The organism is Amycolatopsis thermophila (genome assembly GCF_030814215.1).
Taxonomy (GTDB): domain Bacteria; phylum Actinomycetota; class Actinomycetes; order Mycobacteriales; family Pseudonocardiaceae; genus Amycolatopsis_E; species Amycolatopsis_E thermophila.
In genome coordinates this window covers 4,068,880-4,092,319 of sequence record NZ_JAUSUT010000001.1, presented here as the reverse complement: position 1 = coordinate 4,092,319, position 23,440 = coordinate 4,068,880, and the positions used below count along the sequence as shown (strand labels likewise).

25 protein-coding genes are annotated in these 23,440 nt (G+C 71.7%); 9 read left to right on the top strand and 16 right to left on the bottom strand.

Annotated elements, in window-relative coordinates:
• Window position 1: 1 nt before the first annotated feature.
• On the bottom strand, window positions 2-484 hold the full coding sequence (gene nrdR, locus FB470_RS20080) for a transcriptional regulator NrdR (protein WP_027936105.1): 483 nt from the start codon (window positions 482-484) through the stop codon (window positions 2-4).
• 259 nt (window positions 485-743) lie between these two features.
• Window positions 744-1,202 carry a LysM peptidoglycan-binding domain-containing protein gene (locus tag FB470_RS20075; protein WP_306993691.1) on the bottom strand — a complete coding sequence of 153 codons (459 nt, stop codon included), beginning with the start codon at window positions 1,200-1,202 and terminating at the stop codon, window positions 744-746.
• A gap of 244 nt (window positions 1,203-1,446) precedes the next feature.
• On the opposite strand from FB470_RS20075, the gene lexA reads away from it, so the two are divergent.
• Window positions 1,447-2,148: a transcriptional repressor LexA gene (gene lexA / locus FB470_RS20070; RefSeq protein WP_370876684.1), complete on the top strand. Its 702-nt coding sequence runs from the start codon at window positions 1,447-1,449 to the stop codon at window positions 2,146-2,148.
• A gap of 25 nt (window positions 2,149-2,173) precedes the next feature.
• On the opposite strand, the gene FB470_RS20065 is transcribed toward lexA, so the two are convergent.
• From FB470_RS20065 to FB470_RS20055, 3 genes are read right to left on the bottom strand one after another with little or no spacing between them, the layout of a single operon-like run.
• A complete protein-coding gene (locus FB470_RS20065; protein ID WP_370876683.1) occupies window positions 2,174-3,187 on the bottom strand; it encodes an SdiA-regulated/phytase-like domain-containing protein in 1,014 nt (337 codons plus the stop codon).
• Window positions 3,188-3,227: 40 nt separating this feature from the next.
• Window positions 3,228-4,661 (bottom strand): GTPase HflX, encoded by a 1,434-nt coding sequence (hflX, locus tag FB470_RS20060; protein ID WP_306993688.1) that lies wholly within the window; start codon window positions 4,659-4,661, stop codon window positions 3,228-3,230.
• Window positions 4,662-4,704: 43 nt separating this feature from the next.
• Window positions 4,705-5,202 (bottom strand): ArsR/SmtB family transcription factor, encoded by a 498-nt coding sequence (locus tag FB470_RS20055; protein ID WP_306993686.1) that lies wholly within the window; start codon window positions 5,200-5,202, stop codon window positions 4,705-4,707.
• Window positions 5,203-5,262: 60 nt separating this feature from the next.
• Here FB470_RS20055 and FB470_RS20050 point away from each other — a divergent pair, with 60 nt between their 5' ends.
• On the top strand, window positions 5,263-6,582 hold the full coding sequence (locus FB470_RS20050; protein ID WP_306993684.1) for an MFS transporter: 1,320 nt from the start codon (window positions 5,263-5,265) through the stop codon (window positions 6,580-6,582).
• On the opposite strand, the gene dapF is transcribed toward FB470_RS20050, so the two are convergent.
• Genes dapF through FB470_RS20035 form a run of 3 tightly spaced genes read right to left on the bottom strand, consistent with a single transcriptional unit; the run spans window position 6,488 to window position 8,895 of the window.
• Window positions 6,488-7,309, bottom strand: coding sequence for a diaminopimelate epimerase (gene dapF / locus FB470_RS20045; RefSeq protein WP_306993682.1), 822 nt, complete (start codon window positions 7,307-7,309; stop codon window positions 6,488-6,490). The two genes, FB470_RS20050 and dapF, sit on opposite strands and share 95 nt — an antisense overlap.
• A 9-nt stretch (window positions 7,310-7,318) precedes the next feature.
• Entirely contained in the window at window positions 7,319-8,218 is a 900-nt protein-coding gene (gene miaA / locus FB470_RS20040) for a tRNA (adenosine(37)-N6)-dimethylallyltransferase MiaA (protein WP_306993681.1), read from the bottom strand.
• Window positions 8,215-8,895, bottom strand: a complete 681-nt coding sequence (locus FB470_RS20035) for a class III extradiol dioxygenase subunit B-like domain-containing protein (RefSeq protein ID WP_306993679.1) — start codon at window positions 8,893-8,895, stop codon at window positions 8,215-8,217. Before FB470_RS20035 ends, miaA begins: the two co-directional genes overlap by 4 nt.
• Window positions 8,896-9,141: 246 nt before the next feature.
• Between FB470_RS20035 and FB470_RS20030 the strand changes: the two genes are divergently transcribed.
• A complete protein-coding gene (locus FB470_RS20030; RefSeq protein ID WP_306993677.1) occupies window positions 9,142-10,452 on the top strand; it encodes a DUF349 domain-containing protein in 1,311 nt (436 codons plus the stop codon).
• Between the two features lie 59 nt (window positions 10,453-10,511).
• Here FB470_RS20030 and FB470_RS20025 read toward each other — a convergent pair whose 3' ends face one another.
• Window positions 10,512-11,516: a hypothetical protein gene (locus FB470_RS20025; RefSeq protein ID WP_306993675.1), complete on the bottom strand. Its 1,005-nt coding sequence runs from the start codon at window positions 11,514-11,516 to the stop codon at window positions 10,512-10,514.
• A gap of 62 nt (window positions 11,517-11,578) precedes the next feature.
• Between FB470_RS20025 and FB470_RS20020 the strand changes: the two genes are divergently transcribed.
• On the top strand, window positions 11,579-12,157 hold the full coding sequence (locus FB470_RS20020; RefSeq protein WP_306993673.1) for a TetR/AcrR family transcriptional regulator: 579 nt from the start codon (window positions 11,579-11,581) through the stop codon (window positions 12,155-12,157).
• On the opposite strand, the gene FB470_RS20015 is transcribed toward FB470_RS20020, so the two are convergent.
• Together FB470_RS20015 and FB470_RS20010 are read right to left on the bottom strand one after the other, a co-directional pair.
• Complete coding sequence (locus FB470_RS20015; RefSeq protein WP_306993671.1) at window positions 12,130-12,858, bottom strand: DinB family protein; 729 nt, start codon at window positions 12,856-12,858, stop codon at window positions 12,130-12,132. The genes FB470_RS20020 and FB470_RS20015 overlap by 28 nt on opposite strands.
• Before the next feature lie 7 nt (window positions 12,859-12,865).
• Window positions 12,866-14,044 carry an MFS transporter gene (locus tag FB470_RS20010; protein ID WP_306993670.1) on the bottom strand — a complete coding sequence of 393 codons (1,179 nt, stop codon included), beginning with the start codon at window positions 14,042-14,044 and terminating at the stop codon, window positions 12,866-12,868.
• Between the two features lie 141 nt (window positions 14,045-14,185).
• Between FB470_RS20010 and FB470_RS20005 the strand changes: the two genes are divergently transcribed.
• Window positions 14,186-15,184, top strand: coding sequence for a LysR family transcriptional regulator (locus tag FB470_RS20005; protein WP_306993668.1), 999 nt, complete (start codon window positions 14,186-14,188; stop codon window positions 15,182-15,184).
• Here FB470_RS20005 and FB470_RS20000 read toward each other — a convergent pair.
• The 3 genes from FB470_RS20000 to FB470_RS19990 all read right to left on the bottom strand — a co-directional run bounded on the left by FB470_RS20000 (window position 15,068) and on the right by FB470_RS19990 (window position 17,334).
• Window positions 15,068-15,532 carry an Rv2732c family membrane protein gene (locus FB470_RS20000; RefSeq protein ID WP_306993666.1) on the bottom strand — a complete coding sequence of 155 codons (465 nt, stop codon included), beginning with the start codon at window positions 15,530-15,532 and terminating at the stop codon, window positions 15,068-15,070. The genes FB470_RS20005 and FB470_RS20000 overlap by 117 nt on opposite strands.
• On the bottom strand, window positions 15,529-17,013 hold the full coding sequence (gene miaB, locus FB470_RS19995; RefSeq protein WP_306993665.1) for a tRNA (N6-isopentenyl adenosine(37)-C2)-methylthiotransferase MiaB: 1,485 nt from the start codon (window positions 17,011-17,013) through the stop codon (window positions 15,529-15,531). Before miaB ends, FB470_RS20000 begins: the two co-directional genes overlap by 4 nt.
• Before the next feature lie 78 nt (window positions 17,014-17,091).
• Window positions 17,092-17,334: a hypothetical protein gene (locus FB470_RS19990; protein WP_306993663.1), complete on the bottom strand. Its 243-nt coding sequence runs from the start codon at window positions 17,332-17,334 to the stop codon at window positions 17,092-17,094.
• 257 nt (window positions 17,335-17,591) lie between these two features.
• On the opposite strand from FB470_RS19990, the gene FB470_RS19985 reads away from it, so the two are divergent.
• The 4 genes from FB470_RS19985 (at window position 17,592) to FB470_RS19970 (ending at window position 20,883) form a co-directional block, all read left to right on the top strand.
• On the top strand, window positions 17,592-18,320 hold the full coding sequence (locus tag FB470_RS19985) for an amino acid ABC transporter ATP-binding protein (RefSeq protein ID WP_306999386.1): 729 nt from the start codon (window positions 17,592-17,594) through the stop codon (window positions 18,318-18,320).
• A gap of 57 nt (window positions 18,321-18,377) precedes the next feature.
• Window positions 18,378-19,289, top strand: coding sequence for a glutamate ABC transporter substrate-binding protein (locus FB470_RS19980; RefSeq protein WP_306993661.1), 912 nt, complete (start codon window positions 18,378-18,380; stop codon window positions 19,287-19,289).
• A gap of 89 nt (window positions 19,290-19,378) precedes the next feature.
• Window positions 19,379-20,026, top strand: a complete 648-nt coding sequence (locus FB470_RS19975) for an amino acid ABC transporter permease (protein WP_306993659.1) — start codon at window positions 19,379-19,381, stop codon at window positions 20,024-20,026.
• Window positions 20,023-20,883 carry an amino acid ABC transporter permease gene (locus FB470_RS19970; RefSeq protein WP_306993657.1) on the top strand — a complete coding sequence of 287 codons (861 nt, stop codon included), beginning with the start codon at window positions 20,023-20,025 and terminating at the stop codon, window positions 20,881-20,883. Before FB470_RS19975 ends, FB470_RS19970 begins: the two co-directional genes overlap by 4 nt.
• Window positions 20,884-20,972: 89 nt before the next feature.
• Here FB470_RS19970 and ggh read toward each other — a convergent pair whose 3' ends face one another.
• Window positions 20,973-22,364, bottom strand: a complete 1,392-nt coding sequence (ggh, locus tag FB470_RS19965) for a glucosylglycerate hydrolase (protein ID WP_306993655.1) — start codon at window positions 22,362-22,364, stop codon at window positions 20,973-20,975.
• Window positions 22,361-23,440 carry an ABC transporter ATP-binding protein gene (locus FB470_RS19960; protein ID WP_306993652.1) on the bottom strand — a complete coding sequence of 360 codons (1,080 nt, stop codon included), beginning with the start codon at window positions 23,438-23,440 and terminating at the stop codon, window positions 22,361-22,363. Before FB470_RS19960 ends, ggh begins: the two co-directional genes overlap by 4 nt.

Sequence of the window (23,440 nt, the reverse complement as noted above, 5' to 3'; positions counted from 1 at the left end):
CTCACGCCCCGGCCGCGCTTTCGTCGCCGTGCTTGTCTGCCATGGCCTTGCGCAGGTCCGCGATCTCCTTCTCGAAGTCCTCGACCGAGGAGAAGGAGCGGTAGACGCTGGCGAACCGGAGGTAGGCGACCTCGTCGAGTTCCCGCAGCGGCCCGAGGATGGCCAGTCCGACCTCGTGGCTCGGGATCTCGGCGACCCCGGCCGCGCGGATCGACTCCTCGACCCGCTGGGCGAGCTGCTGCAACGCGTCGTCGTCGACCGGCCGGCCCTGGCAGGCGCGGCGGACGCCCCGGACCACCTTGTCCCGGCTGAACTGCTCGGTGACCCCGGAACGCTTGACGACCGCCAGCACCATCGTCTCGGACGTGGTGAACCGGCGACCGCATGCCGAGCAGGACCGCCTGCGGCGGATGGCCTGCCCCTCGTCCACTTCCCGCGAGTCGACGACCCGGGAGTCGGCGTGACGGCAGAACGGGCATCGCATCTTCCGAACACCTTCCCCTCTCGTCCCGCGGGCGACATCCACCCCGGCCCGCGCCGCCACGCTACGGCTCGAACCTGGTGATCAACATGTGGATATCCGGTGGGTGAACGCCCACCGCCTGTGGACAACTCGTCCTCAGTCTACCCCAACTTGTGGACCAACTACAGCCATGTAACTACTAGATATAGCGGTGGACCTTAGATCGCGCGCAGGCGGGGCGCAAGCGACACGAGCGAGTGATGCGGTATGGCAGCGCCCGTCACGAGCCGGTGATCACGGAGCCGGATTCGACCGGCACAGTGAGCAACAGGCCCGGCACGACCGACTCGGCAGACAGGTGGTTGAGCTCCTCGATGCGGTCGACCACGGCACCGGTGTCGCTGCCCGGCGCGTACTGGCGCGCCAGGTCCCACATCGTCTCCCCCGGCTCGACCGCCACCGTGGCGGTCCGATCCGGGACGGCGGGCGCGAACGAACCGGCGAAAACACCCAACCCGGTGACGGCGAGCGCGATCGCGACCCCGATGACGGCGAGCCACGGCCAGCGCGGCGCCACCCGCCGCGGGCACGCGGTGACCGGGCCGGGGCGGCGGCCGGCCACGACGCGGGCGCGCGTCGGCGGGCGCCGGACCTCCGGACGGCGCGGCCGCAGCGGCGTGCGCCCGGCGACCTCCGGCGCGCGCCGGACCGCCCGCTCCTGGTGTGTCAGAACCGACATGGCGGAACCTCCTCGCAGATCCCGACCCGCGACGGCGCGCCGCCGGTCGAACAACCGTTCTATCGAACCTCCGTGCGAATGTGTACCACCCGGGTACGACAAAATCGAGCGCACCCCGGCGTGTCGTCGAACAGTTGTTTGATGTTTGCTGTCGGCTGCACTACTGTGGGTGACCAGCAGAGGCGGACAGCGCCGGCTCGCGCGGGTGCGCGTCCCGGCCGCGGAACAGCTGGGAGGCAGCACGGTGGCGCAGGAGACGGGCGAGACGATCCGCAGGCCCGGAGGCAGGTTCGGGAACGTCCACCCCCTGCCTGAGCCGGAGGACGTCGAAGAGGGCCTCAGCCCTCGCCAGCAGCAGATCCTCGAGGTCATCAAGGCCTGGATCGAGCGCTTCGGCTACCCGCCCAGCGTGCGGGAGATCGGCGAGGCGGTCGGGCTGACGTCCACGTCGTCGGTGTCGCACCAGCTGCGGACGCTGCAGCGCAAGGGGTACCTGCGCCGCGACGCCAACCGCCCGCGCGCGGTGGGCGTGCTGACCGCCCAGGCGGAGGCCGAGACCACGCCGATGCCCAAGCCGGCCTACGTGCCGCTGGTCGGCCGCATCGCCGCGGGCGGGCCCGTGCTGGCCGAGCAGTCCATCGAGGACGTCTTCCCGCTGCCCAAGGACATCGTCGGCGAGGGCGAGGTCTTCCTGCTGAGCGTCACCGGTGACTCGATGGTCGACGCCGCCATCACCGACGGCGACTGGGTGGTCGTGCGCCAGCAGCCGACGGCCAACAACGGCGAGATCGTGGCCGCGATGATCGACGGCGAGGCGACGGTCAAGACGTTCAAGCAGAAGGACGGGCACGTGTGGCTGATGCCGCACAACGAGGCCTACGAGCCGATCCCGGGCGACGAAGCGACCATTCTCGGGAAGGTCGTCGCCGTCATTCGCCGCCTCTAGGCGGCCGCTCGGGCGTTCGAAACGATCAACGCCCGAGCCGCTTCCGCAGCTTCGACCAGGCGAACACGGCACCGCCCGCCACCACCACGGCGAGCAGGAGTGCGGGTACCGGCGGGACGCCGTCACGGCCGGACGAGCCGCCCGTGGCCTCCCCGCCCGCGGCGGGCGCCTGCCCGCCGTCGCCCGGCTCCGCGCTCCGGACCAGGGACGCGGCGCCCCGCACCGCGCGGACCGGCCCGGAACCCTCGGACGCCGACAGCAGTGTGCCGTCGGGTTCGAACGCGATCGCCTCGCCCTGCTTCTCGTCGGGCAGCGGGACCCGCACCGGCTCGCGCCGCAGCGCGGCCGCCACGTCCCGGTCGGGGGCCGGGAACAGGTAGGCGTCGGTGTACGTCCGCAGCGCGACCACCGTGCCGTCCGCGTTCACCGCACCGCCGGTGACCAGCACGGACCCGAAACTGGCCACCGGGCCGCCCGGCGTGTCCGTGGATTTGACGTTCAGCGAGCCGACCCGTTCGAGCGGTGTCGGGCCCGGGCTGCTCAGCGCCTTCGCGGGCCGGTAGATCCCCGCCTCGCCCAGCGGGTTCTTCGTCACCAGGTACGGCGTCCCCGACGCGTCGAGCAGCAGCGCCTCGGCGTCGTGCTGCCCGTCGGGATAGGTCAGCCGGTACAGCGTCACCTTGCCCTGCGGGGTCACGGCGAGCAGCGCCACCGTGTCGCGCTGCTTGCGGTTGTCGCCGGTGTCGGACAGCCAGAACGTGCCGTCCGCGGCCCGCGCCAGGTCCTCGACGTCGTAGGGATCGGTCGAGCCGGTGATCACCTTCTGCACGGCGCAGTCCCGGCCCAGCACGAAGATCTGCACCCTGGTGCCGCCGTCGTTGATCGCGTACCACCGCGACCCGTCACTGACCAGGCCGGAGAGTTCGGTGATCCGCTTGTCGGTCACCGAGCACACCGGCTCGGGTGCCGGCACCTGCGCCGCGCCGGCCGGCCCCCCGCCCGGTCCGATCAGGAACAGGACGGTCAGGACCGGGACCACCGCAGCACGACCAAGGCTCACACGGGCCAAGGTACCGAGTTCAGGCCGGCGAACCGTTCACGACGTAGGCCTCCAGCGCGGACGCCACGTCCGGCCGGACGCGCGCGCTCAGGCGGGTGCCCTCGGGCAGGTGCTCCTCACCGAGGACCTCGCCCTCGGCGTGCACGCGCGACACCAGCTCGCCGCGGGTGTAGGGCACCAGCGCCTCCACCACCACGTCGGGCCTCGGCAGCCGCTCCGCCAGCGCCTGGACCAGCTCGGCGATGCCCTCGCCGGTCTTGGCCGACACCACGATCGCGCCCGGCAGCAGGTGCCGGAGGCGGACCAGCGACAGCTCGTCGGCCGCGTCCGCCTTGTTGATCACGACCAGCTCCGGGGGCAGCGGGCCCTCGTGGTGGGCGGTGATCTCGCCGAGCACCTCGCGGACCGCGTTCACCTGCTCCTCCGGGGCCGGGTCCGACCCGTCCACGACGTGCAGCAGCAGGTCGGCGCCCGCCGTCTCGTCCAGCGTCGAGCGGAACGCGTCGACCAGCTGGTGCGGCAGGTGCCGCACGAACCCGACCGTGTCGGTCAGCGTGAACGTGCGCCCCTCCGGGGTGACCGCCCGACGGGTGGTCGGGTCCAGGGTGGCGAACAGGGCGTTCTCCACCAGCACACCCGCTCCGGTGAGGGCGTTGAGCAGGCTCGACTTGCCGGCGTTGGTGTAGCCGACGATCGCCACGCTGGGCACCTCGTTGGCCACGCGGCGGCCGCGCTTGGTGGCGCGGATGGTGTCCATCGCGGCGATCTCGCGGCGCAGCTTCGCGACGCGCTTGTTGATGCGCCTGCGGTCGGTCTCCAGCTTCGTCTCACCGGGACCGCGCAGGCCCACGCCGCCGTTCGCGCCGCCGGCGCGGCCACCGGCCTGGCGCGAGAGCGACTCGCCCCAGCCCCGCAGCCGCGGGATGAGGTACTGCAGCTGGGCCAGCTCGACCTGCGCCTTGCCTTCGCGCGAGCGCGCGTGCTGGGCGAAGATGTCCAGGATCAGGGCGGTCCGGTCGATCACCTTGACCTTGAGCCGCTCCTCCAGCTGGCGCAGCTGGCCGGGCGAGAGCTCACCGTCGCAGATGACCGTGTCAGCACCGGTGGCGACGACGATGTCGAACAGCTCCCGCACCTTGCCCGAGCCGATGTAGGTGGCCGGGTCGGGCTTGTTGCGGCGCTGGACGAGACCCTCGAGCACCTCGGAACCGGCCGTTTCGGCCAGGCGCGCGAGTTCGGCCAGTGAGGCCTCGGACTGCTCGGCGGTGCCCTCGGTCCACACACCGACCAGCACCACGCGTTCGAGGCGGAGTTTCCGGTACTCGACCTCGGTGATGTCCGACAGTTCGGTGGACAGTCCCGCGACGCGGCGCAGCGAGGCGCGGTCGGAGAGTTCCAGCTCGCCCGTCGAGGGGTCGAGGTCGGCGAGGTCTGTGTACGTCAGTTCTGTCATCGTCCTTCCATGGTCCCACGGTTCGCGGGATTGGCCGAATCCTTTAGCGGCTCGGATAGGTGGCGACGTAGATCGCGAGGTGCTCGCCGGCGTCCGGCCGGGAGCGGTTCCGGAACTCGTCCAGCAGCTCGGCGAGCCGGCGTTCGAACTCGGTCCGCTCGTCCGGGTCGATCCGGACGACCAGCCGGGACTGGTCCAGCTCACCGGGGTCCAGGTCGGCGATCTCGGCGAGGTAGGCCTCCAGCATGGCTTCGGAGAGCGCCTTGTCGGGCCCGCCGCTCAGCTCCCAGGACAGACCGGTCGACAGGTAGGGGATCTCTTTCGCCCCCCGCTTGCCCTTCCGCACCGGCTGCGGGGCCAGGAAACCGGTCTCGACCAGCTTGCGCACGTGGAACAGCGTGGTCGCCGGGTCCCGCCCCAGGCGCTCCGCGATCTCCTTGTTGGTGAGCGCCTCCGCATAGGTCAACCGGATGATGCGCAGGCGTATTCCGGAGGCCAGGGCACCCGCTTCGGCCTCGCTGGCGGGACGGCGTTCTCGCACCGGTTCAGCTTACGACGAACAGTGATTGACGGATTCCAATCACTCGGGCACCCTGACGGGGTGCGCCGAAGAGACTCGTTGTGGTTCCACCCGGGCTTCCGCCTGCTGTGGGCGGGTGACACCGTCAGCCAGGCGGGCACCTTCATCGGGCAGACCGTGCTCCCCCTGCTCGCCGCGACCGTCCTGGCCGCGACGCCGGGCCAGATGGGGCTGCTCACCGCGGCCGAGAACGCCGCGTTCCTGCTGATCGGGCTGCCCGCCGGGGTCTGGGTGGACCGCCTGCGCCGCCGCCCGCTGATGCTGCGCGCGGACTTCGCCCGCGCCGCACTGCTGCTGACCATCCCGGTGGCCTGGTGGGCCGGGCGGCTCACGCTCGCCCAGCTGGTGGTGGTCGCGTTGCTGGTCAGCGCCGGCACGGTGTTCTTCGACATCGCCTACCAGTCGTACCTGCCGTCGCTGGTCGGGCGGGAGCACCTGCTGGAGGGCAACGCGAAGCTGCAGACCAGCCAGTCGGTCGCGCAGGTGACCGGGCCGGGCATCGCGGGCGGGCTGGTGCAGCTGGCCGACGCGGCGAACGCGGTGCTGGCCACCGGGCTCGGCTACCTCGCGTCCGGCCTGTTCCTGCTGCGCATCCGCACGCCCGAACCGGATCCCGAGCCGCACGACGGCACCCCGTTGCGGGCGCAGATCGGCGAGGGGCTGCGGTTCGTGTTCGGCAACCCGGCGTTGCGGGCGATCACGCTGTGCACGTCGACCGGCAACTTCGCCGGCACGATCGTGATCTCGATGCAGGTCCTGTTCCTGACCCGGGTCCTCGGGCTGAGCCCGTCCGCGGTCGGTCTGGTGCTGGCCGTCGGCAGCGGCGGCGCGGTGCTGGGCGCGCTGACGGCCGGGTTCTGGACGCGGGTGATCGGGCAGGCGCGGGCCATCTGGCTGGTACCGCTGGTCACCTGGCCGCTGCAGCTGCTGCTGCCGCTGTCGCAGCCGGGGTGGTCGGTCGCGCTCGGCGTGCTGGGCATGGTCGCCAGCGGCTACGGCATCGTCGTCTACAACGTGGCGCAGGTGAGCTACCGGCAGGCGATCTGCCCGGACCGGCTGCTCGGGCGCATGAACGCCACCGTGCGGTTCGTCGTGTGGGGCACGATGCCCCTCGGCGGGCTGGCCGGCGGCGCGCTCGGCGAGCTGATCGGCATCCGGCCCACCGTCTGGGCCGGATGCGCGCTCATGGCGATCACGATGCTGCCGGTGCTGCTGTCGCCGTTGCGGACGATGCGGGACCTCCCGGTCAGCCCGCCTGCTCCCACCACCGGGGATCCAGTTCACCCCGGGCCACGAACTCCGCCGGGCCCGTCAGGGTCGACGCCCCCCGCTCCACCGTGACCTCGACCCGGCCGCCGGGAATGTCCACAGCGGACTTCCCGGTGTCGGTGCCGGCGAGGTGCAGCGCGGCCGCGACGGCCGCCACCGTGCCGGTGCCGCACGCCCGGGTCTCGCCCACACCCCGCTCGTACACGCGCATCTTGAGGCGCTGCTCGCCGAGCGGGTTGACGAACTCCAGGTTGACGCCGTCCGGGAAGAAGTCGCTGTCGTAGCGGGGCGGGCGGGTGAGGTCGAGCTCGTCGATGTCTTCGTCCACAACGGACACCAGATGGGGGTTGCCGACGTTGACCGCCACCCCGGAGAAGTTGCGCCCGTCGACGATCGCCACCGACGCGCCGGTGATCGCGGCCGGGCCCATCTGCACGGTCACCGACAGGTCGGGGTGCACCACCACCGGCCGGTCACCGGCGCGGGTGCCGATGACGAACTCGCGCTGCGGCACCAGGCCGGTTTCGACGAGGTAGCGCGCGAACACTCGCGTCCCGTTGCCGCACATCTCGGCGATGGAGCCGTCGGCGTTGCGGTAGTCCATGAACCACTCCCCGCCCGCCGGAAGACCGATGGCCTCGCTGCGGACCACCCGCAGGACGCCGTCCGCACCGAGCCCACGCTGCCGATCGCACAGCGCCGCGACCCGGCCGGCCGTCAGGTCCAGCCGGCCGTCGGGGTCGGGAAGCACCACGAAGTCGTTCTGGGTGCCATGCCCCTTGAGGAACTCGATTGCCACACGATCAGACTACTGGGCCACCACGGAGAGCACCCGCTCGGCCACGTCAAGATCAGCACCGTCGAACCACCGGATCCGGGCGTCGCGGCGGAACCAGGATCGTTGCCGGCGAACGAATCGCCGCGTCGCCTGCTTCGTCGCCTCGGCTGCCGCGGCGAAGTCCCCGTCGCCGTCCAGTTCGGCGAGCACCTGCTGGTAGCCCAGCGCGCGCGACGCGGTCTTGCCCTCCCGCAGCCCGCGCCCCACGAGGGACTTCACCTCGTCCACCAGGCCCGCGGCGAACATGCGGTCCACCCGCAGCTCCACGCGGCGGTCGAGGTCCTCGGTGTCCCGGTCGATGCCCACCATCACGGTGCCGTAACGCGCCGGGCCGGGTTCGGGCATGTTCGCGGAGAACGGTTGTCCGGTGATCTCGATGACCTCCAGCGCGCGCACGATCCGGCGCGTGTTGGTGGGCAGGATCGCGGCGGCCGCGACCGGGTCGAGCGTGGTCAGGCGGTGGTGCAGCGCGGCGGCGCCGACCTCGGCGGCCTCGCTCTCCAGCCGTGCCCGCACCGCGGGGTCCGTGCCGGGGAAGCGCAGGTCGTCGAGCACGGCCTGCACGTAGAGGCCCGATCCGCCGGTCAGCACGGGCACCTTGCCCTCCGCCAGCAGGCGCTCGATGACGGCCCGGGCGTCGCGCTGGTAGGCCGCGACCGAGGCCGTCTCGGTGACCTCGAGGACGTCGAGCAGGTGGTGCGGTACGCCGCGGCGCTCCTCCTCGGTGACCTTCGCGGTGCCGATGTCCATGCCGCGGTAGAGCTGCAGGGCGTCGGCGTTGACCACCTCGCCGCCGACCGCGAGTGCGATCGTGATGGCGAGCGCGGACTTGCCGGTCGCGGTGGGGCCGACGACGGCGATCGGGTTCACCCGCGCTCCCAGACCGCCACGTGGTAGCCGACGCCGAACGGCGCGGCGGAGTAGAGCAGCTCGGCTCGCCAGTCGTCGCCCGTGCCGGCCAGCGCCTGCCACGGCGCACGGCCACCGGCGCCCAGCTCCGCCGCCAGCGCCGGGTCCAGCGCGCGCAGGGCGGCGGTGTCGGCGGTGGCCAGTGCGCGGGCGACCGCGTCGTCGAAGCCGGGTGCGCGCTCGTCCTCGCTGCCCGGCGACTTCGGGCCGTGCCGGTTGGAGCCGTCGGCCAGCACGAGCAGCCCGGTCCGGTCGCCGTGGGCCAGGTGCTTGCCCAGGCGCTCGCACTCGGCCGGGTCGCCGTCCACGAGGTGCACGCGCACCGAGTCGGCCCCCGCCTGCTCGCGCAGCCAGCCGGCGACGAGGGCGGACAGTGGGAGGTCGGCGGGTGTGACGGCGTCGCGGGACAGGCGGACCGGAACGTCGGCTCCGTATCCACGGAAGGATCCGGACGCGGCCTCGAGGACCCGTTCGTGGTCACCGGCGCCGATCGCGACCCACTCACGGGTGACGGCGGCCAGGCGCCCGACCGCCGTGCGGCACGCCGCGCGCAGGGCCTCCAGCTCGGCGTTGACCCCCGGCGACAGGGCGGGCACGAGCAACGGGGGCTGCGGTACCACGACGGCTTGCACGATCACACCCGTCGAGGTTACCGGCAGCCACTCTCGGGCAACCGCCGGACACGGAGAGCAGCGAGAACGATGATCACGGCGATCCCACGCCGCCGGAAAGTAGAATCACCCGCTCCGACTCCCCAACCGAGTACCACGAGCGGCGCTGAACTGCTTGAATGCGGCCAGAGGATCGTTACCCGCATGACCCGGCCCCGCCCGCCCGCGGGGCGCCCGCCACCAGGTGGGCCGACAGGCGATAAGGAGCCTGCGATGTCCGACGAGAACACCGGCACCCCGGCACCCCACCAGGTGCCTCACGGCCACACGCCCACCGCCGGTCACGGCGCGCCGGTCCCTCCGGCGGAGCCGCACCCCTCCCGCTGGGGCCGGGTGGACGACGAGGGCAACGTGTACGTCCGGACCGAGGACGGGGAACGCGCCGTCGGGGTGTGGCAGGCCGGCTCGCCGGAGGAGGGCTTGCTGCACTACGCGCGGCGCTTCGACGACCTGCGCACGGAGGTCGAACTGCTCGGCACCCGGCTGTCGTCCGGGGCGGGCGACCCCAAGCACGCGCTCGCCACCGCCACGCAGCTGCGGGAGAGCCTGCCGACCGCGGCGGTCGTCGGTGACCTGTCGGCCCTGTCGGCCCGGATCGAGCAGATCGTGGCGCACGCGGAAAAGGCGCTGGCGTCGGCGAAGCAGGAGCGCGAGGAGGCCCGCGCGGCCGCGGTCGGGCGGAAGCGGGCGCTTGCCGAGGAGGCCGAGCAGATCGCCGCCGAGTCGATGCAGTGGAAGGCCGCGGGCGACCGGCTGCGCGCGATCCTCGACGAGTGGAAGACGATCAAGGGCGTCGACCGCAAGACGGACGACGAACTGTGGAAGCGCTTCTCCAAGGCGCGTGAGGCGTTCAACCGCCGCCGCGGGTCGCACTTCGCGGAGCTGGACAAGCAGCGCGCGGCGGCGAAGGCGCGCAAGGAGGAGCTGATCGCCGAGGCCGAGGCGCTGGCCGACTCGACCGACTGGGGCCCCACCGCCGGGCGCTACAAGGAGCTCATGGCGGAGTGGAAGGCCGCCGGCCGCGCGCCGAAGGAGGCCGACGACGCGTTGTGGCAGCGCTTCCGCGCCGCGCAGGACGCGTTCTTCTCGCGCCGGTCGGCGACCTTCTCCGAGCGGGACGCCGAGTTCGCCGCGAACGCCACGCGCAAGGAGGAGCTGCTCGTCGAGGCCGAGAAGATCGACCCGGGCGCGAACCTCGACGCGGCGAAGGCGCAGCTGCGGCGGATCCAGGAGCAGTGGGACGAGATCGGCAAGGTGCCGCGGGAGCGGATCCGCGAGCTGGACGGCAGGCTGAAGGCGGTGCAGGACCGGATCCGCGAGGTCGAGGACAGCCAGTGGCGCCGCAGCGACCCGGAGGCCCAGGCGCGGGCCGCGCAGTTCCGCGAGCGGGTCGAGCAGTTCGAGGCGCAGGCTGCGAAGGCCCGCGCCGCTGGCGACGAGCGGCGCGCCAAGAAGGCCGAGGAGCAGGCGGCCCAGTGGCGGGAGTGGATGCAGGCGGCCGAGCAGGCGGTCGCGGACCGCTGAGGCTTTCGTGGTGACGGCCCCTCCCCTGCGCGCGGAGGGGCCGTTGTCGTTGGCGGAGCTCAGTGCTGCCGGTAGTAGTCGGCGATCGCGGTGAACGCGGCCTTCGGTTCCCAGGGCAGGCCGTCCCCGTCGCGGTCGGAGAACACCTTCACCACCCCGTAGCTGGCCAGGTCCAGGTCCTCCCGCGGGTCGCCACCGGGCCGGTGCACGTGGTCGTACAGCGCGAAGGTGAACACGAACGCGCTGTCGACTCCGGTGGCGTCGAACGTCTCCAGCAGCTCGCGCACGTACGCGGCCTGGCCGTCCTCGTCGCGTTCGTACACCCCGTTCAGCCGGACCGGGCCGCGGTCCTCGTCGTACTCGACCGCCTCCAGGGCGCCGGCGCCCACATCACCCGCGCCGCGGTAGGTCGCGGCGCCGAACTCCGTGATCGCGACCGGCTTGCCCTGCGTGACGAGGGTCCGGACACCGTCGGCGAACTGGCCGGCGATCTCGGCCGTCCGGTACAGGTCCACCGACACGAAGTCGAACAGCGCCCAGTCGAGACGTTCGAACGGCACCGACGCGTACGTCACCTTGCCGCCGAAGCGTTCCCGGACGACGGGGACCGCTTCGGCGAGGAATTCGCCGACCCGGCCACCGGCTGCGAGGACCTGCTCGCGGTTGCCCAGCAGCTCCCCGATCCGGTCGCGGATGCCGTTGCCGGGCAGGAACCCCTTGTTCATCAGGCTCAGCTCCGCGCCCGCGACGAACACGACCTCGGCTCCCCGCCGTCTGATCCGCTCCGCGCGCTCGGCGCAGTCGGCGAAAAGCTCGAGCATCTCCTCCTCGGTCAGCTCCAGCGGGTAGGGCGAGAACCAGACCTCGAGCCCCAGGTCGGCGGCGCACGTCGCGGTGAACTCCAGGCGGTCCGGGTCGCCGCCCATGATCCGCACGGCGGTGCAGTGCAGGTCGTCCCGGATGATCCGCAGCTCCCGTTCGACCACCGCCGGGTCGAACCGAACACGGGAGAACTTCCCGTTGTGCACGAAACCGGTGTCGTAGCTGATGCCCTTGGCTCGCATGGTCGGCTCCTCAAACAGGGTACGTGAAGTACCCTATCAGAAATAAGGTACTGTGCGTACCCATGGATGTGCCGAGGACACGCCGACGGGGAACCGCGCTGGAGGACGCGATCCTGCGCGCGGCGGCGGACGAGCTGACCGAGTCCGGGTTCGGCGCGCTGACCATGGACAAGGTCGCCGCGCGCGCCGGCACCAACAAGAACGCGATCTACCGCCGCTGGCCGAACCGCCTGTCCCTCGGGGTCGCCGCCTACCAGCGGCTCACCAGGTCCGTGCCGCTGCCGGACACGGGCAACCTGCGCGAGGACGCACTCGAACTGCTCCGCGGCGCCAACCGCCACTGGAGCTCCCCGCTCGGCACGATCCTGCGCGAGCTGATCTCCGCGGCCGGGGGCGCGTCGGAACTCCTGTCCCAGCTGCAAGACCCCGGCGAGGACGCGGCCGGGCCGTGGCTGACCATCCTCGAACGGGCCGTCGAGCGCGGGGAAGCGTCACCGCGGGCGCTGCGCCCGCGGGTGGCCACGGTGGCGATCGTGTTGCTGCGCAACGAGTTCGTCGTCCGTGGCGTCCCCACCGCGCCGGACGACGTCCTGGCCGAGATCGTCGACGAGGTCTACCTGCCGCTGGTGCGCGCGAAGTGACGTTCCAGCACCGCCAGGTCGCGCACGGCGTAGCGGCGGTGTTCGCACTCCTCGTTCATCACCACGCGCAGGCAACGCCCCACTGGACGGGGCTCCTCCGGGTAGCCCGGTGCCGGTGAGCGCTTGCAGGGCCGGGCGAGGTCTTCGTCGGACAGTCCTCCGACTATGCGGCGCACCAGGGCGAGTCGCTCGGCGCGGACCGCGAGGACCTCGTCCAGCTGCGGGCGGGCTCCGACGTCCACGCCGAGCGCCTCCGGAGCCGGGTAGGACGTCTGGGGCAGCGCGAACCGGTGATAGGGCATCGGCGCGTCGAGGATCGTCCGGGCCGCCCACGCGTCCGTCGCGAAGATCAGGTGCCGCAACGTTTCCACGAACGACCACTCGCCGTCGACCCGCTCGTGCACCAGCTCCGGAGACAGCCGAGACGCGCGATCGACCGTGGCCGCCCACAACGTTTCGATCATCGTCCACATCGCCCGGTAGTCGGCCGCCGTGCGCATCTCGCGCAGCGCCACGCGCTCCGGGTGCCGCCGGTCCAGCTCGGCCTCCACGAACCCGGTCACGTCCACGTCGTTGACCACGAACCGGCGCAGGTCGCCGGAGATCGACACGTCGGACAGGCGCGAATCGACGACCTTGAGACGGCTCAGGTCGCAGGCGCGGAACGTCGAGCCGGTCAGGTCGGCGTTCTCGACGTCCATCCGGACATCATGACGCCGTCCGGTGCCGCACCGCCACACCCGCGCCGGTCAGGAACGCCAGCGCGGCCGCGCACCCCAGGATCACCGCCGGGGTCGTGATCTCGGTCAGCAGCGCGAACACGTACGGCGCGCAGAACCCGATGTAGGTCAGCGCCCAGAACACCGACGCCAGCCGCGCCAGGCCGCCCGCTGGGGCGATCCGCGCGATCTCGGTGAGCCCGAACGTCACGCACAGGCCGTAACCGCAGCCCAGCGCGGCGTCGGCGACCAGCGCGAGCGCGGGCTGCCCGGTCACCGCCGCCGCGACGCCGAGCAGCATCCCGGTCCCGATGGCGGCGAGCCCGATCAGCGCGGGCAGCAGGATCGAGCGAGCCGCGAGCTGCCGCCCGACCGGCTGGATCAGCAGCCCGCACCCCAGCACGACGGCGATCGCCACCCCGGCGAACACGGTCTCGCCGCGCCCGAGTCGCGACTCGACCAGCAGCGGCAGCACCGCGAACCCGGTCGCGGGCGCGGCGAACACCCACGGCGCGACCGGCACGACCATCCGCCGGAACCGCGGGTCCCGGATCCCGGTCTCCCGCTTGCCGGCCACCACGGCCGGCGCCGTCTCCGGCACCCGCAGCGCGGCGACCAGGACGACCGCGGACAGCACCAGGTGCGGCAGGTAAGCGACGTCCAGCGGCGCCCACTGCGCGATCAGCGCCGCGACCAGCCCGCCGACGCCGAACCCGGCGGACAGGAACAGGCTCGCCCGCCGCGCCCCGGTCCCCTCGACCGCGTCGTCGTGGGGCGGGTGGGACAGCTCCTTGACCCACGCGCTGCCCGCCGCGAGCACCGCGCCCATCGCGAACCCGGACGCGAACCGGCCGACGCCGAGCCACACCACGCCCACCTCGCCGAGCAGCAGCGCGCCGGTGGCGAGCAGCGACAGGCCCACGGCGCCGATCACGACCGGGCGCCGCCCGTACCGGTCCGCGCCGGGACCGCCCATGAGCAGCCCGGGCACCAGCCCGACGACGTAGATCGCGAACAGCCCGGTCACCGTCGCCGCGGACAGGCCCATTTCCCGCCGGTAGGCCCCGAGCAGCGGCGAGAACTGGTTGGCGCCCCAGCCGGCGGCGGTGATCAGCCAGGCCGCCCTCGGCCACGCCCGCCGAACGGGCACCACGGCACACTCGGTCATGCCCCGGTTGTAACCCGCACGGGCGCGCGTGAACCAGATCGTTCACGATTCCCGAACGGCTCGCGCACCACGACGTCCCCGGACGGCAGGCCGGCGCAGATCACCTTGGCGAACCCGGCGGTCCCGGCCTACCGTCGGACCGTGGATCTGCGCCGCCTCTCGTCGTTCCTGGCGGTGGCCGAAGAAGGACACTTCGGCCGGGCCGCGGCGCGCCTGTTCCTGTCCCCGCCGGCCGTCACGGCGCACATCCAGCAGCTGGAACGCGAGCTCGGCGTGCCGCTGTTCGAACGCTCCCCCGTGTGCCTCACACCCGCCGGGCACCGGTTCCTGGGTCACGCACGCAGCCTCGTCGAGGCCACCAACGCCGCGCTCGAGGACCTTTCCGCCTTCGCCGCGGACGCGAACGTCCTGCGGGTCGGGGTGATGGGGCACGGCTCGGCGGAGCTGACCCCGGCCGTCATCGCCGCGTTCCGGCACCTGCGGCCGCACGTGGAGCTGCGCCTGGAGGCGCTCACGTTCACCCAGCACACCAGCGCGCTGCTGGAGCACCGCGTGGACGTGGCGTTCGTGCGCCCCGCCGTGACCGACGACCGCATCACGGTGGACGTGCTCACCACCGAGGCCCGCATCGTCGTCATCCCGGCCCGCTCCGAGCTGGCGGCCGCCGGGGAGCTGCGGCTCGCCGACGTGCTCGACCTGCCGTTCGTCGCGCTGCCGCCGCACACACCGCGGCCGTTCACCGACTACCTGTACTTCACCGAGGCCCGCGGCGGCGAAGCCCCGCGCCCCGGCCCGGACTCCGCGGTGACGCCGCAGGAGGTGCTGATGAGCGCGGCGGCCGGCCGTGGCGCGGGCTCGGCGCTGCACTCGTTCGCGCGCTTCTACCGCTGGCCGGGCACCTTGTGCGTGCCGGTGGTGGACGCGCCGTGGGACCACAGCGTGCTCGCCACCCGCACCGGGGACCGCAACCCGGACGTCACCCTGTTCCGCCGGCTGGCGCTCGCGCTCGCGCCGCGCTTCGCGTCAGGTGCGGGACCAGGCGGTGCGCATCCACTGGGCGGCCAGCAGGATCATGGCGATCAGGGCGAGCACCATGCCGATGCCCGGCCCGCGGCCGGCCGCACCGTTGGCCACCGATGACTGCTGCGACCAGATCGCCAGCAGCCCGTCGACCGAGGCGAACCAGCCGCCCATCGCACACACCCAGGACAGCCACCAGCGCCGCGTCATCAGCGTCAGCGCCGAGGCCAGCACGCCGATGACCGTCGAGGTGGTGGCGAACAGCTGGGGGATGCCGCCGCCCTGCCCGAGCAGCACCTGCCAGCCGACGTGGTCGCCGACCCACGGCAGCAGCTGCCCGACCAGCAGGACGAACACCAGCACCGCGATGACGAACCCGCGGCGGCCCAGTTCGACCGTCCGCGACGCCTTGGTCACGACCTGGTCGACGTCCTCGGCCAGCTCCCGGTCGTAGTCGCTGTCGCTCACAGTCCGCACCCGCCCGTCGTCACCGGCTGGGGCGCCGGACGGCCGAAGGAGGGCAGCCCGAGGCTGACCCCGTCGGTCTTGGGCCGGCGGCCCGCCTCCACGTTGTCCCCGGCGCGCGTGCGCCGGTGCGTGAGCAGGTCACCGTCGGCGACCAGGTGGTGCGGCGCGCCGTAGGTGACCACCGTTTCGACGACGTCACCCGGCCGCACCGATCCGTCGACGGCCGGCCCGGTGGGCGTGAAATGCACCAGCCTGCCGTCACGGGCCCGGCCGCTCATCCGCCGCGTCTCGGCGTCCTTGCGGCCCTCGCCCTCGGCGACCAGCAGCTCGACCTTCCGGCCGACCAGCTTGCGGTTCTCGTCCCAGGCGATCTCGTTGACCAGCTCGACCAGCCGGTCGTAGCGCTCCTGCACGACCTGCTTGGGCAGCTGGTCCGGCAGCTCGGCGGCCGGCGTGCCGGGCCGCTTGGAGTACTGGAAGGTGAACGCGCTGGAGAACCGCGCCTCGCGCACCACGTCGAGCGTGGCCTGGAAGTCCTCTTCGGTCTCGCCGGGGAACCCGACGATGATGTCGGTGGTGATCGCCGCGTCCGGGATCCGGGCCCGCACCTTGTCCAGAATGGACAGGAACCGGGTGGACCGGTAGGAACGCCGCATCTCGCGCAGCACCCGGTCGGAACCGGACTGCAGCGGCATGTGCAGCTGCGGGCACACGTTGGGCGTTTCGGCCATCGCGTCGATGACGTCGTCGGTGAACGCGGCCGGGTGCGGCGAGGTGAACCGGACCCGCTCCAGCCCGTCGATCGCCCCGCACGCGCGCAGCAGCTTCGAGAACGCGTCCCGCTCGCCGAACTCGACGCCGTAGGAGTTGACGTTCTGCCCCAGCAGCGTCACTTCCAGCACGCCCTCGGCGACGAGCGCCTCGACCTCGGCCAGGATCTCGCCGGGCCGCCGGTCGCGTTCCTTGCCGCGCAGCGACGGCACGATGCAGAAGGTGCAGGTGTTGTTGCAGCCGACCGAGATCGAGACCCAGCCCGAGTAGGCCGACTCGCGCCGGGCGGGCAGCGTCGAGGGGAACGTCTCGAGCGACTCGAGGATCTCCACCTCGGCCTCGGCGTTGTGCCGCGCGCGCTCCAGCAGCACCGGCAGCGACCCGATGTTGTGCGTGCCGAACACGACGTCGACCCACGGGGCGCGCTTGACGATCTCGCCGCGGTCCTTCTGGGCCAGGCAGCCGCCGACCGCGATCTGCATGCCGGGGTTGGCGTCCTTGGCCGGGCGCAGGTGCCCGAGGGTCCCGTAGAGCTTGTTGTCGGCGTTCTCCCGCACCGCGCACGTGTTGAACACGACGAGATCGGGCGCGTCGGACGCGCCCGCCGGGACGTAACCCGCCTCCTCCAGCTGCCCCGCGAGCCGCTCGGAGTCGTGCACGTTCATCTGGCACCCGAACGTGCGGATCTGGTACTTTTTGCCACCGTTCATCGGGCACCGTGTTCGCTGGTAGGACAAGCCATGACGGCTCCCAGCGTAACTCCCGCGGGTTGCCCGCTTTCGCGCGCGTCAGGTCTCGAGCGCGACGTACCAGCCCTCGGGGATCGGCCCCGGCAGGAGATCGGGGATGAACGTGCAGACGTGGCCGGGCCAGGACGGCAGGACCGCCTGGCAGTCCGCCTGCGTGGGATAGGGGCCGGCCTTGAGGCTCACCCCGTCGGCGGGGGCGGCCTGCGCCGGGGCGGCCAGCGTCCCCAGACCGGCGGCCAGCACCAGCCCGGCGGCCAGAGTGCGAAGGTTGCGTGCGGTCACGACCCGAGTATCGACCGTGACAACGCCGAGCGCAGGGGTATGCCCCTTTCGTGCTAACCGACCCCGTCCGAGCTGGGCAGTCGGCCTGACTACAGTTACCGGCACCCGGGCTCACCGTATGTCGGAATCGGGCAGAACGGATGACACCTGGGTTGCGTTTGATTCGATTTGCGGGCGCGGGGCCGCGTCTCGGTGTTAGATCGCCGAGTGAGCCGGGCAATGGAGGGCAGATGACCACAGCTACGTCAGCACCACCGATGATCAGGGCTGCGGGCGTGAACAAGTTCTTCGGCGACCTGCACGTGCTCAAGGACATCAACCTCGAGGTGCCCAAGGGCCAGGTCGTGGTGGTGCTCGGACCGTCCGGTTCCGGCAAGTCCACCCTGTGCCGCGCGATCAACCGCCTGGAGCCGATCAACTCCGGCGAGATCTCGGTCGACGGGCAGCCGCTGCCCGCCGAGGGCAAGGCGCTGGCCGCCCTGCGCGCCGAGGTCGGCATGGTGTTCCAGTCGTTCAACCTGTTCGCGCACAAGACGATCGTCGAGAACGTGATGCTCGCGCCGGTCAAGGTCCGCAAGGTCGGCCAGGCCGAGGCGCGCAAGATGGCGATGGAGCTGCTGGACCGGGTCGGCATCGCCAACCAGTCGCAGAAGTACCCGGCGCAGCTGTCGGGTGGTCAGCAGCAGCGCGCGGCGATCGCGCGAGCGCTGGCGATGAAGCCGAAGGTGATGCTGTTCGACGAGCCCACCTCGGCGCTGGACCCGGAAATGGTCCAGGAGGTGCTGGACACGATGACCGGGCTGGCCAAGGAGGGCATGACGATGCTCGTGGTCACGCACGAGATGGGCTTCGCCCGGCGCGCGGCGAACCGCGTGGTGTTCATGTCCGACGGGGAGATCGTCGAGGACGCGACTCCGGACGACTTCTTCACCAAGCCGAAGTCGGACCGCGCGAAGGACTTCCTCGGCAAGATCCTGACGCACTAGTTCAGTTCCCGCGGCGCCGGACCGGCGTCGCCCGACCCCGGGAGAACAGGAATCCAGATGAAGATCCGCACCCTGGCAGCGGGGCTGCTCGTCGGCGCGCTGACGCTGACCGCCTGCGGCAAGGAGGGCTCGCCCACGGACACCGGCGGGGCGGGCGGCAACAACGCCGCCGCGCTGCCGACCTACACGGTGGCCCAGAACGTCACGGTCGCGGGCTCGCCCACCTTCGACAGGATCAAGGCCGCAGGCAAGCTCACCATCGGCGTCAAGGACGACCAGCCCGGTCTGGGTCTGAAGAACCCGACCACCGGCAAGTTCGAGGGCTTCGACGTCGAGATCGCCAAGATGGTCGCCGCGGGCCTCGGCTTCGACGAAAGCAAGATCACCTTCACCACGGTCGACTCGGCCGCGCGTGAGGCCGCGATCACCAACGGCAACGTCGACTACTACGTCGGTACCTACACCATCACCGACAAGCGCAAGACCCAGGTGTCCTTCGCCGGCCCGTACTTCATGGCCGGGCAGGACCTGCTGGTGCGCGCCGACGACAAGTCGATCACCGGCCCGGAGACCCTGAAGGGCAAGAAGGTCTGCTCGGTGACCGGGTCCACGCCGATCCAGCGCGTCCGCGACCAGCAGCTGACCGAGCCGCAGAACATCGTCGAGTTCCAGAAGTACTCGCAGTGCGTCGAGAAGCTGGGCACCAAGGAGGTCGACGCCGTCACCACCGACGACGCGATCCTCAAGGGCTTCGCCGCGCAGGAGCCGGACACCCTGAAGGTCGTCGGCAAGACGTTCTCGCAGGAGCCCTACGGCATCGGCCTGAACCACGACGACGCCGCCCTGCGCGCCAAGATCGACGACCTGCTGCAGGCCGCGATCGACAACGGCACATGGCAGAAGATCTACGACGCCACGCTGGGCAAGTCGGGTTCCTCGGCGCAGCCGCCCACCATCCAGCGCTACTGATCCTCCTCTGTGGCCGGTGAGCGCGCTCCGCGTTCACCGGCCACACCCTTTCCACTCGTTCCTCACACAACCGCGGCGGGGAAGGCCCGATGGACGTCCTGCTCGACAACCTGGACCTCTACGGTCCGTTCTTCTGGACCACGATCAAGCTGTTCCTGATCTCGGGAGTGGCGAGCCTGATCTTCGGCACGTTCCTGGCCGGCCTGCGGGTCAGCCCGGTGCCGGTGTTCCGGGCGGTCGGCGCCACCTACGTGACGTTGCTGCGGAACACGCCGCTGACGCTGATCTTCGTGTTCCTGGTGTTCGCCTATCCGCTGCTCGACATCCTCGAGCTCTCCTACTTCACCGCCGCCGTGGTGTCGCTGACGCTGTACACGTCGGCGTTCATCTGCGAGGTGGTGCGGTCGGGCATCAACACGGTGCCCGTCGGGCAGGCCGAGGCCGCCCGGGCGCTGGGTCTCACCTTCACCCAGATCCTCGGCCAGATCGTGCTGCCGCAGGCGATCCGGTCGGTGGTGCCGCCGCTGATGAGCATGCTCATCGCGCTGCTGAAGAACACCACCATCGCCGCCGGGTTCTCGGTCGCCGAGGCCGGCGCGATCCGGCAGTACCTGTCCGAGCGCGGTGACAACCAGCTGATCGGCCTGCTGTGGGTCGCGCTGGGCTTCATCATCCTGGTCGCGGTGCTGTCGCTGATCCAGCGGGCCCTCGAGAAGCGCTGGAGCGTGGCGCGATGAGCAACGTCCTGTTCGACATCCCCGGCCCGAAGGCGCGGGCGCGCCACCGCGTGCTGGCCGGCCTCGGCATCCTGGCCGTGGCCGCGGTGCTGGCCTACATCGTCTACCGCTTCATCGACAGCGGGCAGTTCACCGCGCGCAAGTGGGAGTGGCTGCAGTTCGCGCAGGTCCAGCGCGACCTGGGGAACGCGGTGGTGGCGACGCTGGAGGCGTTCGCGCTCGGCGCCGTGCTCGCGCTGGTCTTCGGTGCGATCTTCGCCGCCGGGCGGTTGTCCGATCACGCGTGGCTGCGCGGCATCTCGACGTTCGTGGTCGAGTTCTTCCGCGCCATCCCGCTGCTGATCCTGATGTTCCTGTTCTACTACGGCGGGCCGGCGCTCGGGATCTCCCTGCCGCCGTTCGCCGCGGTGGTGCTGGGCCTGACCCTGTACAACGGGTCGGTGCTCGCGGAGGTGTTCCGCGCCGGCATCCAGGCGCTGCCGAAGGGCCAGAGCGAGGCGGCCTACGCGCTGGGCATGGGCAAAACCCAGGTGATGACGCTGGTCCTGATCCCGCAGGCGATCCGGTCGATGCTGCCGACGATCATCAGCCAGCTCGTGGTGCTGCTCAAGGACACCGCGCTGGGCTTCCTGGTGACCTACCCCGAGCTGCTGTACTACGCGCGCTACATCGGGTCGCAGGGCGCGTTCGGACGGCCGATCGTGCCGTCGACGATCGTGGTCGCCGCGATCTACATCGCGTTGTGCCTGCTGCTCACGGCCCTGGCGAACTACCTCGAACGCCGCCAGCGGCGCAGCAAGAAGCACGTGGAAACGGAACGACCGCAGCCGACGGAGGACATGGTCGGCGTGGCCTGATCCGGGGGCCGACGAGCAGGGGGCGTGGCGAGCGATCGCCACGCCCCCTTTGTCGTCCGCCGGGCTCCCGCCACCGGACGCGAGCGTCCTCAGTCGGCGTCGGTGCAGAGCCAGTCCAGTACGACGGCCGCGGTCCAGCTCTGGTCGGTGCTGCCCAGTGGCTCGCCGGTGAAGGGTTCGTAGTACTCGCCGAACGCGCCGTCGTCGGTCAGCCGCAACCCGGCCTCCCGCAGCTTGCGGGCGCGTTCGTGCCAGCCGCGGCGTGCGAAGGCCCACCCGAACAGCCAGTTGACCACCGGCCACTGCGGACCTCGCCAGTACTGGCGCGGGTTGAAGCCGGGACGCATCGGCGACACCGACGGCGGCACGGGCGCGAGCAGGCCGGGGTGGCCGCACCAGCGGTCGCTGTCCAGCAGCGACAACAGCCGCATCTGCACCTCGTCCGGCGCTCCCCCGCACAGCAGCGGCGAGAACCCGGCGATGGTCTGGGTGTCCAGCCAGCGGTTGGCCCGCAGGTCGCGGTCCCGGGCCATGCCGGAGACCGAATGGCAGCTGCCGGCGACGGCGTCACGAGCCCGCGCCGCCCACTCCGCCAGGTCGGCCAGCCGCGAACCGGGTTGCCCGAACTCCGTGCCCAGCTCGATCAGCACGTCGCAGGACACCGCGAACAGCGCGGTGATGAACACGTCCCCGACCAGGAAGCTCGAGCTGCGCACGACCTCCTTCTGGTCGTAGCCGGCGCGGCGCATCTCCTCGATGAGCCACAGGTAGCGGTCGTACTCCTTGTCGGTCGGCCGCTCGCTCGCGTCGCCGACGATGCGCACGTCCTTGCGCACGTACGGCGGCAGCTCGTCACCGGGGTCGACCGCCGCGTAGGGCACGTCCCAGCGCGGCGAGTTGTCCATTCCGGACTCCCAGCCGTGCACGATCGCGATCAGCCCGCTCGGCCCCGGTGTGCGGTACTCGACCAGCCACCGGTGCCACGAGTACAGGGCGGGCCAGATCGACCGGGCGAACCGCTCCGCGCCCGCGCGCTCCTCGGGTGACGAGGTGCGGGCGATCTCCAGCATCCGCTGCACGGCGATCGCGTGCACCGGCGGCTGGCAGATGCCGGAGGTGCGCACGCCGTGCGGGCCGTCGACGGCCGAGTCGGTGCCCCAGCGGTCCGGCCCCGGGAAGTACGCGTCGTCGTCGGTGAAGACGATGTGGGGCACCATGCCGTTGCGCCACTGCGCGCGGAAGAGGGTCTCCAGCTCGGCCACGGCGCGCGGCAGGTCCAGCCGGGCCAGGCCGATCGCGATGAACGCCGCGTCCCAGCTCCACATGTGCGGGTAGAGCCGCGGCGCCGCGGTGATCACGGCACCGGTGTCGTTGTCCCTCAGTACTCGGGCGGCCCGCGCCGCCAGGGTGGGCCTGGCGTAGCGGACCGGTCTTCTGCCGCCGGCGGCTCCGTCGGGGGGACTCGTGACGTCGACGGTCATCTACTTCGCCTCCAAGCGGAGCTGCGTGTCGGGGTCGTACCACCGGCACTGCTCCGGCGGCAGGCCCAGACGCAGCACCTGGCCGGGCTCGGCGCGGAAACCCGCCGGCGCCTGCACTTTGAGCACCTGCCCGCACAGCTGGTGGTGAGCAGCGTCGACGAGCCGAGCGGTTCGAACACCTGCACCTCGCAGCGCAGGCCGTCGCCGTCCAGGTCGAGGGAGATCGACTCGGGCCGGATGCCGAGCCGCAGGTGGCGGCCCCGGAACGACTCGAGCGCGCGCGGAACCGGCAGCGTCTGACCGCCCAGGTCGATCCGCTCGCCGTCCTCGGTGACGGCTCCGGTGAGGAAGTTCATCGGCGGGCTGCCCAGGAACCCGCCGACGAACTCGTCGGCCGGGTCGGTGTACACGGCGACCGGGTCGCCGCACTGCGCGATGCGTCCCTCCCGCATGACGGCGACCCGGTCCCCCAGCGACAGCGCCTCGACCTGGTCGTGCGTCACGTAGAGCGTGGTCACACCGATCTCGTTGACCAGCTTCTTCAGCTCGGCGCGGAAGGACAGCCGCAGCAGCGCGTCCAGGTTGGACAGCGGCTCGTCCATCAGCAGCACGTCGGCGTCCATCACGATCGCCCGCGCCACGGCGACGCGCTGCCGCTGCCCGCCGGACAGCTTCGCCGGGTACCGGTCCAGGTAGGGCGTCAGCTGCAGCAGCTCCGCGGCCCACTCGACCTTCTTGCGCACCTCGTCCGCCGGCACGCCGTGCACCCGCAGGCCGAACCCGATGTTGTCGGCGACCTTCTTGTTCGGGAACACCGCGTAGGACTGGAAGACCATGGACAGGTTGCGCCGCCGCGGTTCCAGGTAGGTGACGTCGCGACCGCCGATGACGATCTGGCCGGCGTCCGGCGTCTCCAGCCCGGCGACCATCCGCAGCAGCGTGGTCTTGCCGCAGCCGGACGGGCCGAGCAGGACCATGAACTCGCCGTCGGCCACCTCGAGCGACACCTCGTCGGTGGCACGCGCGGTGCCGCCCGGGTAGGTCTTCACGAGCTCGTGCAAGACGACCTCAGCCAT